This is a genomic window from Mesorhizobium sp. WSM3626 (assembly GCF_000513935.1).
GTDB classification, from domain to species: domain Bacteria; phylum Pseudomonadota; class Alphaproteobacteria; order Rhizobiales; family Rhizobiaceae; genus Mesorhizobium; species Mesorhizobium salmacidum.
Map to the genome: position 1 here is coordinate 1 of NZ_AZUY01000091.1, position 4,652 is coordinate 4,652.

Sequence of the window (4,652 nt, forward strand, 5' to 3'; positions counted from 1 at the left end):
CGCGCACCAACTGCCGTTCCGAGCGAACCCCGAACAGGTAGCCGATGAACAGCGCCTTGAACATCAAGGTCGGATCGAGCGGCGGCCGGCCATTGTCGGCGCAGTACAGCGGCGCCGTCAGCTCGTGGATAAAGGAAAAGTCGATCACGCGGTCGATCTTGCGCAACAGATGATCAGCCGGAACAAGCTGATCCAACGTCACCATCTCGAGCGCGGTCTGTTCAGGGGCGGGTCGCTTCAACATGACCCAGTGAATCAAAAACCCTAGGCAAAAGCCAGGGGTTTGTCAGCAGTCTGAGGGCGGGACATCCCGCCCTTTTTCATTTCAGGCCGACTGGGCGGCCTCCCGTAACCGTCCGTTAAGCACAATCAGGTGAAAAAGGCTTCGAGCCGTCTGAGTTCGCGGCCACGGGGAATCGGTCATGTGGACACGTCAGCACAAGCAGAGAAACACCGGCCGGCTGATCATTCCCTCATTGTGCGTGGTGTTCCTGGCCTATTTCGGCTTTCATGCCTACCATGGTGAATTCGGCATCAATTCCAAATACAAGCTGGAGGCCGAGACGGTCGCGCTGCAGGGTCAGCTCGATGCGATCAAGGCGCGCAGGACGGAGCTCGAACGGCGCGTCAAGCTCATGCATGACGGCACGCTGGAGAAGGACATGCTCGACGAGCAGGCGCGCAAAGCGCTCAATCTATCCCAACCTGATGAGATCACCATCATGCTGCCGGTTTCGGCGAAGTAACCAATTTTCGGTTAATCAGCAATATTTTCAATGATTTTAACCGCTTAGGCGCATGCCAGCTATGCAATTTCGACATGGCGGAACGCCTTTCTACGTGTTAGCCTCCCATAAATCGAAGGGGAGGGCGATCTCCCCGGAGCAGGTTGACCTTGCTCCAGTGTCCGCAAAGAGACGCCAACGGGAGTGATGCATGGCCAACGCAGCCAGAAAAGCGCCTGCCAAATCGAAATCCGACGGCAAATCCGGTCTGTCGGCACCCAAGCCTGCTGACTTCACCAAGGACGAAGAGCTTGCCGCCTACCGGCACATGCTGCTCATTCGCCGCTTCGAGGAAAAGGCCGGCCAGCTCTACGGCATGGGCTTCATTGGCGGCTTCTGCCACCTCTATATCGGCCAGGAAGCCGTGGTCACCGGCATGAAGATGGCGCTGATCGACGGCGACCAGATGATCACGGCCTATCGCGACCACGGCCACATGCTGGCGATGGAGCTGTCGCCGCGCGGTGTGATGGCCGAGCTGACCGGACGCCGCGGCGGCCTGTCCAGGGGCAAGGGCGGCTCCATGCACATGTTCTCCAAGGAGAAGCATTTCTATGGCGGTCACGGCATTGTCGGCGCGCAGGTGTCGCTCGGCACCGGCCTGGCCTTCGCCAACCGCTACCGCGACAACAACAATGTCTCGCTGACCTATTTCGGCGACGGCGCCGCCAACCAAGGTCAGGTCTATGAGAGCTTCAACATGGCCTCGCTGTGGAAGTTGCCGGTGATCTACATCATCGAGAACAACCGCTACGCCATGGGCACCTCGGTTTCGCGCTCGTCGGCGGAAACCAATTTTTCGCATCGCGGCGCCTCGTTCAAGATTCCGGGCATCCAGGTCGACGGCATGGACGTGCGTGCGGTGAAGGCGGCCGGCGATTTGGCCACCGAGTGGTGCCGTGCCGGCAACGGACCCATCATTCTCGAAATGCAGACCTACCGCTATCGCGGCCACTCGATGTCCGACCCGGCGAAATACCGCTCCAAGGAAGAAGTCCAGAAGATGCGCTCCGACCATGATCCGATCGAGCAGGTCAAGGCGCGGCTCATCGAGAAAAAGTGGGCAACCGAGGACGAACTCAAGACCGTCGACAAGGAGGTTCGCGACATTGTCGCCGACGCCGCCGAGTTTGCCCAGCACGACGCCGAGCCGGATCCGTCCGAGCTCTGGACCGATATCGTATTGTAAGGGAGGGCCAGGACATGCCGATAGAAATTCTCATGCCCGCGCTCTCGCCGACCATGGAAGAGGGCAATCTTTCCAAATGGTTGAAGAACGAGGGGGACATGGTCGTCGCCGGTGACGTGCTCGCCGAAATCGAAACCGACAAGGCGACGATGGAAGTCGAAGCCGTCGATGAAGGCACGTTGGGCAAGATCCTGATCGCCGCCGGGACCGAAGGCGTCAAAGTCAACACGCCGATCGCCGTTCTGCTGCAGGACGGCGAGAGCGCCGCCGATGTCGGCAAGTCCGCGGCTCCCGCCAAGGCGGAAGCACCGGCAAATGCGGAAGCGCCGGCCGAGGACAAGGCGGAGGTGGCAAAGCCAGCCGCCGCACCCGTCGCGGCCGCACCGAAAGCGGAAATCGCCGCCGATCCCGATATTCCTGCCGGCACCGAGATGGTGTCGACCACGGTGCGCGAGGCGTTGCGCGATGCCATGGCCGAGGAAATGCGCCGCGACGGCGATGTCTTCGTGATGGGCGAGGAAGTCGCGGAATACCAGGGCGCCTACAAGATCACGCAAGGCCTGCTGCAGGAATTCGGGCCGCGTCGCGTCGTCGACACGCCGATCACCGAACATGGTTTTGCCGGCGTTGGCGTCGGTGCGGCGATGGCTGGGCTGAAGCCGATCGTCGAGTTCATGACCTTCAACTTCGCCATGCAGGCGATCGACCAGATCATCAATTCGGCCGCCAAGACGCTCTATATGTCGGGCGGCCAGATGGGCGCGCCGATCGTGTTCCGGGGGCCGAACGGCGCGGCGGCCCGTGTCGCCGCGCAGCACTCGCAGTGCTATGCCGCCTGGTACAGCCACATTCCGGGCTTGAAGGTCGTGATGCCATATACGGCGGCCGACGCCAAGGGCTTGCTCAAGGCGGCGATCCGCGATCCGAACCCGATTATCTTCCTCGAGAACGAGATCCTCTACGGCCAGTCTTTCGACGTGCCGAAGCTGGATGATTTCGTGCTGCCGATCGGCAAGGCGCGCATCCACAAGGCAGGAAAGGATGTCACCATCGTCTCCTTCGGCATCGGCATGACCTATGCCGTCAAGGCTGAAGCCGAGCTGCGCGGCATGGGCATCGATGCCGAGATCATCGACCTCAGGACCATCCGTCCACTCGATCTCGACACCGTCATCGCCTCGGTCAAGAAGACCAACCGGCTGGTCGTGGTCGAAGAAGGCTACCCGCAGAATTCGGTCGGCGACCATATCGCCAACCAGGTCTCGCAACGCGCCTTCGATTTCCTCGACGCGCCGGTCATCACCATTGCCGGCAAGGACGTGCCGATGCCCTATGCGGCCAACCTCGAAAAGCTGGCATTGCCGAATGTCGGCGAGGTCATCGAGGCGGTTAAGGCAGTCACATATCGCTAGGGAGCAATGCGGATGCTGTCTTTCTGGACGTTGGCAGCCATCATTGTTCCCACTGTCGTGGTCGCATTTTTCGTGCGATCGATGACCGGGAAGTTCGATGCGGTTTTGTTGATGCTCAGCGGTGCCGCGTCGCTGGTTCTTGCTATTGTGGCAACTGCTTCCGCAAAGGTCGACCAGACCGGCAGCATGATGGTCCTCGAGATGGGCAAGGGCAGCTACCATTTCGGTGTCTTGCCACCCGTGTTCATTGTCGCCACGCTGACCGTCATGCGTGGCCTTTTCAAATTCATCCAGGAGTGAGCGATGCCTATCAACATCACCATGCCGGCCCTGTCGCCCACGATGGAAGAAGGCAATCTGTCAAAATGGCTGGTCAAGGAAGGCGACAAGGTTTCGCCGGGCGATGTCATCGCCGAGATCGAGACCGACAAGGCGACGATGGAGGTCGAGGCTGTCGATGAGGGTACGGTTGCCAAGCTCGTCGTGCCGGCCGGAACCGAAGGCGTCAAGGTCAACGCGCTGATCGCCGTGCTTGCCGCCGAAGGCGAGGATGCGGGCGCTGCCGCCAAAAGCGGTGGTGATGCCGCACTGGCGAAAGCCGAAGCGCCGAAGGCTGAAGCCGCCAAGGCTGAAGCGCCGCAGCCCGAGGCATCAAAGGCCGAGACACCAAAGACCGAGGCGTCGAAGCTCGAGCCTGCCTCGGCAGCTCCAGCCACTGCCGATGGTCATGCGGCTGGCGACCGCACCTTTGCATCGCCGCTCGCACGCCGCATCGCCAAGGAGGCGGGGGTCGACGTGTCGGCCGTGACCGGCACCGGCCCGCATGGTCGGGTGGTGAAAGCAGACGTGGATGCCGCGATCGCCGGCGGTGGTGCCAAGGCAGCGCCCGCCGCCAAGGCTCCGGCTGGCGCACCAGCCGCCGCGCCGGCNGTGAAGCCAATGTCGGACGACCAGGTGCTGAAGCTGTTCGAGGAAGGCTCCTACGAACTCATTCCGCATGACAACATGCGCAAGACCATCGCGCGGCGCCTGGTCGAAGCCAAAACCACCATCCCGCATTTCTACCTGACGCTCGACTGCGAACTCGATGCGCTGCTGGCCCTGCGCACGCAACTCAATGCCGCCGCGCCGGTGAAGAAGACCGACAAGGGTGAGGCGCCTGCCTACAAGCTGTCGGTCAACGACATGGTGATCAAGGCGATGGCCATGGCGCTGAAGGCGGTGCCGGATGCCAATGCCTCGTGGACCGAGAGCGCCATGGTCAAG

General features: G+C 61.6%; 6 protein-coding genes. 5 read left to right on the forward strand and 1 reads right to left on the reverse strand.

The features are described 5' to 3' along the window. Positions 1 to 244 (reverse strand): transposase (locus tag M653_RS01000000134130; protein WP_032936567.1); only part of this gene is annotated, 244 nt, incomplete at its 3' end. 178 nt (positions 245 to 422) lie between these two features. On the opposite strand from M653_RS01000000134130, the gene M653_RS0130930 reads away from it, so the two are divergent. The 5 genes from M653_RS0130930 to M653_RS0130950 form a co-directional block, all read left to right on the forward strand. Beyond that, positions 423 to 746, forward strand: a complete 324-nt coding sequence (locus M653_RS0130930) for a septum formation initiator family protein (protein WP_027146758.1) — start codon at positions 423 to 425, stop codon at positions 744 to 746. A gap of 190 nt (positions 747 to 936) precedes the next feature. Next, positions 937 to 1,974, forward strand: coding sequence for a pyruvate dehydrogenase (acetyl-transferring) E1 component subunit alpha (gene pdhA / locus M653_RS0130935; RefSeq protein WP_027146759.1), 1,038 nt, complete (start codon positions 937 to 939; stop codon positions 1,972 to 1,974). Between the two features lie 14 nt (positions 1,975 to 1,988). Continuing rightward, entirely contained in the window at positions 1,989 to 3,386 is a 1,398-nt protein-coding gene (locus M653_RS0130940) for a pyruvate dehydrogenase complex E1 component subunit beta (RefSeq protein ID WP_027146760.1), read from the forward strand. Positions 3,387 to 3,416: 30 nt separating this feature from the next. Continuing rightward, positions 3,417 to 3,686 carry a hypothetical protein gene (locus tag M653_RS0130945; RefSeq protein ID WP_156938329.1) on the forward strand — a complete coding sequence of 90 codons (270 nt, stop codon included), beginning with the start codon at positions 3,417 to 3,419 and terminating at the stop codon, positions 3,684 to 3,686. Positions 3,687 to 3,689: 3 nt separating this feature from the next. Then, the coding region (locus M653_RS0130950) for a 2-oxo acid dehydrogenase subunit E2 (protein WP_027146762.1) at positions 3,690 to 4,652 on the forward strand (963 nt) is incomplete at its 3' end.

Bases quoted from the DNA above. Each gene is read 5' to 3' on its own strand.
- pdhA (WP_027146759.1), top strand. From the start codon at position 937: ATGGCCAACGCAGCCAGAAAAGCGCCTGCCAAATCGAAATCCGACGGC.
- M653_RS0130940 (WP_027146760.1), top strand. From the start codon at position 1,989: ATGCCGATAGAAATTCTCATGCCCGCGCTCTCGCCGACCATGGAAGAG.
- M653_RS0130930 (WP_027146758.1), top strand. From the start codon at position 423: ATGTGGACACGTCAGCACAAGCAGAGAAACACCGGCCGGCTGATCATT.